This window comes from Rhodoplanes roseus (genome assembly GCF_003258865.1).
Taxonomy (GTDB): domain Bacteria; phylum Pseudomonadota; class Alphaproteobacteria; order Rhizobiales; family Xanthobacteraceae; genus Rhodoplanes; species Rhodoplanes roseus.
This window is the reverse complement of sequence record NZ_NPEX01000376.1, coordinates 1-4561: the sequence shown is the minus strand read 5'-3', so window position 1 is coordinate 4561 and position 4561 is coordinate 1. Positions and strand designations below refer to the sequence as shown.

The 4561-nt window shown below is 69.1% G+C and carries 4 protein-coding genes; 3 read left to right on the top strand and 1 reads right to left on the bottom strand.

Features of this window, described 5'->3' with window-relative positions:
• Nucleotides 1-734: 3-hydroxyacyl-CoA dehydrogenase family protein (locus CH341_RS28445; protein ID WP_111422489.1), on the top strand; the 734-nt coding region annotated here is incomplete at its 5' end.
• Between the two features lie 242 nt (nt 735-976).
• Nucleotides 977-1135, top strand: a complete 159-nt coding sequence (locus CH341_RS34535) for a hypothetical protein (protein ID WP_170149847.1) — start codon at nt 977-979, stop codon at nt 1133-1135.
• Between the two features lie 135 nt (nt 1136-1270).
• On the opposite strand, the gene CH341_RS28440 is transcribed toward CH341_RS34535, so the two are convergent.
• Nucleotides 1271-2044, bottom strand: coding sequence for a GntR family transcriptional regulator (locus tag CH341_RS28440; protein WP_170149846.1), 774 nt, complete (start codon nt 2042-2044; stop codon nt 1271-1273).
• 475 nt (nt 2045-2519) lie between these two features.
• Between CH341_RS28440 and CH341_RS28435 the strand changes: the two genes are divergently transcribed.
• A partial coding sequence (locus tag CH341_RS28435; RefSeq protein ID WP_170149845.1) for an FAD-dependent oxidoreductase occupies nt 2520-4561 on the top strand: 2042 nt, incomplete at its 3' end.

Here is a 4561-nt window from a genome sequence, read left to right as displayed (position 1 = left end):
GTGCGATCGAGCGCATCGCGCTCCACGATCGGCTGGCGCCCGCCGCCGAGGGCGCCGACGTCGTGTTCGAGGCGGCGCCGGAAAAGCTCGACCTCAAGCGCGCCCTTTTCGCCGAGCTCGAATCGATCGTCTCCCCACAGGCCATCCTGGCGAGCAACTCGTCCGCCATCCCGAGCACCGAGATCGGCCGCCACCTGACCCATCGGGAGCGGGTGATCGGCACCCATTTCTGGAATCCGCCGCATCTGGTGCCGCTGGTCGAGGTGATCCAGACCGAATGGACCAGCGCCGCGACGGTCGCGGCCACGATGGATCTCCTGCGTCGGGCCGGGAAGCGGCCCGTGCATGTGCGCCGCGACATCCCGGGCTTCATCGGCAACCGCCTGCAGCATGCGCTCAAGCGCGAGGCGATCGCGCTTTTGGCGGCCGGCGTGGCCGACGCCGACACGATCGACACCGTGGTGAAGACCGGGTTCGGAGCCCGGCTCGCCGTGCTCGGCCCCCTGGAGCAGAGCGATCTCGTCGGCCTCGACCTGACCCTCGACATCCAGGAGACGCTGGTGCCGCATCTCGACCGGTCGCCCGCGGTGAGCGAATTTCTCCGCCAGAAGGTTGCCGAGGGAAAGCTCGGGATGAAGTCCGGCGAAGGCTTCCGGCGCTGGAGCCCCGAGGAGGCCGACGCGGTGCGCGAGCGGCTCGGCGAGGCGCTGGTGGATCTCATCCGCCGCGGCTGATCAGCCGGCACCGGACGAGCCGCCGCGGCTTGACACCGGTCAAGCGCAGCCCACACTGCCGATGCTACATTTTGCCGGCGGCGCGGGAGATCGGCTCGCGTCGCGCCAGACGGAATTCGCCCGCCCGGCCCTGCGATGGCGCACCGCATTTCGGGGCGCGTGAAAATCGCCGGAATTGCCGGCGAGCGAAGTCCGCGCTCCAGTGTCACCGTTCCGTTGTCCGTCAGCACGGAGGGCGTCGCATGGACGTGATCGAGGACTATCTCCGCGATCAGGCGATGAAGTATCGCGAGCTCGCCGAGAAGTCCGGCGACGACTTCGTCAAGAAGGAGCTGATCGAGCTCGCGGCGGTGTGCGAAGAGGTCGCGAACGACATCGAGGACCGGCTGGCGAGCGGCTGATCGTCTTTGTTCGTTGCAGCTGTTTGTTGCAGCTGTTCGCTGCAGCTGCTCGTGCGGCTGTTCGCTGCAGCTGCTCGCTGCGGCTGCTCGCTGCAGCTGCTCGCTGCGGCTGCTCGCTGCAGCTGCTCGCTGCGGCTATTCGTTCCGCCCGTTCCGGCGCGAACCGCCCGCGTGATCGGGGCGGTGGTCCAGCGCGTAGCGCAGCATCTCCGCATCCGCATCCGCGTCCGTGTCGTCCTCGGCCGGAGGGGAGGCCGCCACCGCACCGAGCAGCTGCTGCCGCATGGTCCTGATATGGCCTCGGGCGGCCGCCTCGGCCGTGTCGGGGTCGCGCGCCAGGACGGCAGCCAGGATCGCCTGGTGCTCCTCGGCGGCGCGGGCCTTGCGGGCCTGATGATCGGCCGGGATCGTGCGCACCATCCGGAACAGATTGAGCGATCCGCGCAGCATCGACTGCAGCGCCGGGTTCTTGGCCGCCTGCAGCAGCGCCTCGTGGAACTCGACCAGCGCGAGATTGGGATTGTCCTCGTCCTCGGCGCCCGGATCGGCCGCACAGGCCGCGAGCCGCGCCAGATCGGCCTCGTCGGCGCGCTCGGCGGCGAGCCGGGCCGCCATCCCCTCGAGGGCCTCGCGGATCGCCAGCATGTCGGCGATGTCGCGCGCGTTCGGCGCCTTGACCGAGGCGCCCCGGCGCGGCTCGATCACCACCAGCCCGACCTGCTCGAGCCGCCGCAGCGCTTCGCGCACCGGCGAGCGGCTGGTGCGGAAGCGCTTGGCGATGTCGGGCTCCGACAGGCGCTGCCCGCTTTTGAGCGTCCCCTGCACGATGAGGCGCTCGAGATGCAACTCGATCTGGCGCGACAAGGACACGAGCGCCGGAACGTCGAACGACAATTCGGAATCGGTCATGGCACGACCTGACATGGTCGACCGGCGGCGCGGGCCTTTTCCGGGCATGCATCGCATGTCCGGCGCTGGCCTGGGCAGCGCGCGGTCCTCGTCTCACACGGCACCTGAACGCGTCCCTCGGCTTGTCCGACGGGGCGCAGGTACAGCGTCCGGACAGTGCGGCCGCCGATCAGGCGCCGCCTGTCAAACAAGTTAGACACCTAATTCCTATAGCGCGCCATTAGTCCAATCACGGGTCGTAGAATACCGGTCCCCGTCCCGGGCCGTCCACTGCAATGGGCTAATTACAATTGATAAGGCGCGCCACGGAGCCGGGGCGGGCGAGCGGTCAGCCCGGCCGATTCGTGCTATAGCCGCCTCTTCCGCATACAGGCTCGGCGTGACGGCCGTGCCGAGACCCAATCTGCTCCCCGTGGCAGCGTTGCCATTCTGAAGTGATCCGACATCTGACCGTTCGACAGGACAGCATTCCGACATGACTTCCGCGACCGATACCTTTGCGACGCCGGCCTCCGTCCCCTCCCCCGCCTCGACCGGCGGCCCCGATACACAGCTCCTCCGGCTCGCCCACGGTCTCGCCTTCGAGGATCTCTATCGCCGCGACGGGCTCGCCCGGCTCGACGCCGCCTTCGTGGCGTGGCTCGCCGAGGCCGATGTGGCGTTGCACGATCGTCTGGTGACGGCCCGGGCGACGCCCGACGGGCTCGCCACCAAGGAGGAATCCGAGCTGCTGGTCGCGCTCGCGCCGCATCTCGAGGATTTTCTGGCCGACCTGTTCGGGATCGGACCGCAGGTGCGGGCCCTGCAGGCGCGCCACGACGCGCTCGCCCCGCTCTACACGGTGAAGCGCCTGTTCGTGCAGCGCCGCGCCGCCAAGAAGTACGGCGCCGCCGCGGCGGCCGGGTTCGACGGCGACGCCCTCGCCCGCGCCCTCGAGGAGGTGCTGGGCGGCCCCCTCGACGAGCTGCGCTTCGCCACCTTCGTGGCACCCATCTTCGAGACAGAGGCGGAGCACGCCGAGATCCTGGACCTGGCCGCCCGCTACGCCGCCTGGGCGCTCCACACGACGGAGGGCCAGCACCGCCACAAGAGCGGCGTGCTGTTCAAGGCGCCCGGCAAGATCGATCCGATGCGGCTGGTGCCGGTCGAGACCGAGGTGGTCGAGGGCGTCACCATGTTCAAGCTCTCCGACGACCATCGGCGTTTTCGCGAAGGCTTTGCGCTCACCGACTGCGGCATGGATCTCACCGGCGCGCTCGATCAGGCCAACTACTGCATCTGGTGCCACAACCAGGGCAAGGACTCCTGCGCCCGCGGCCTCAAGGAGAAGACCGGCAGCTTCCGCCGCAACGACTTCGGCGTGCCACTGGCCGGCTGCCCGCTGGAAGAAAAAATCTCCGAGATGAATCTGGTGAAGGCCGGCGGCCACACGCTCGGGGCGCTGGCGATCGTCACGATCGACAATCCGATGTGCGCCGCGACCGGCCACCGCATCTGCAACGACTGCATGAAGTCCTGCATCTATCAGAAGCAGGATCCGGTCGACATTCCGCAGGTCGAGACCCGGACGCTGAAGGACGTGCTGGCGCTGCCCTGGGGCTTCGAGATCTACTCGCTGCTGACGCGCTGGAACCCGCTGAACCTGCGCCGCCCCCTGCCCCGTCCGGACACCGGCCGCACCGTGCTGGTGGTCGGCCTCGGCCCCGCCGGCTTCACGCTCGCCCATCACCTTATGAACGACGGCCACGGCGTCGTCGCGGTCGACGGGCTGAAGATCGAGCCGCTGGAGCCTTCCGTCTCGGGCGTCGACATGACCGGCGGCCGGGTGCCGTTCAGGCCCATCCGCGACCTCGCCGAGCTGGAGGAGAATCTCGGCACCCGCGTGATGGCCGGCTTCGGCGGCGTCGCCGAATACGGCATCACGGTGCGCTGGAACAAGAACTACCTGAAGCTGATCCGGCTGCTGCTGGAGCGGCGCCGGGAGTTCAAGATGTTCGGCGGCATCCGGTTCGGCGGCACGCTGACGCTCGACGACGCCTTTTCGCTCGGCTTCGACCACGTGGCGCTGTGCACCGGGGCCGGCAAGCCGACCGTGGTCGACATGAAGAACGGGCTGGCCACCGGCGTGCGCCAAGCCTCCGACTTCCTGATGGCGCTGCAGCTCACCGGTGCGGCGAAGCCGGACTCGATCGCCAACCTGCAGATCCGCCTGCCCGTCGTCGTCATCGGCGGCGGCCTCACCGCCATCGACACGGCGACCGAGGCGCTCGCCTACTATCCGCTCCAGGTCGAGAAGTTCCTGGCGCGCTACGAGGCGCTCGCCGCCGAGCGCAGCGCCGCGCAGGTGCGCGCGCTGTGGAGCGAGGCCGAGACGATCATCGCCGACGAGTTCATCGACCACGCGCGAAAAATCAGGGCCGAACGCGACGCGGCAGCGCGCGAGAACCGGCCGCCCGATCTGTGGCGGCTGGTGAACGACTGGGGCGGCGTCACGGTGGCGTATCGCCGCCGCATGGT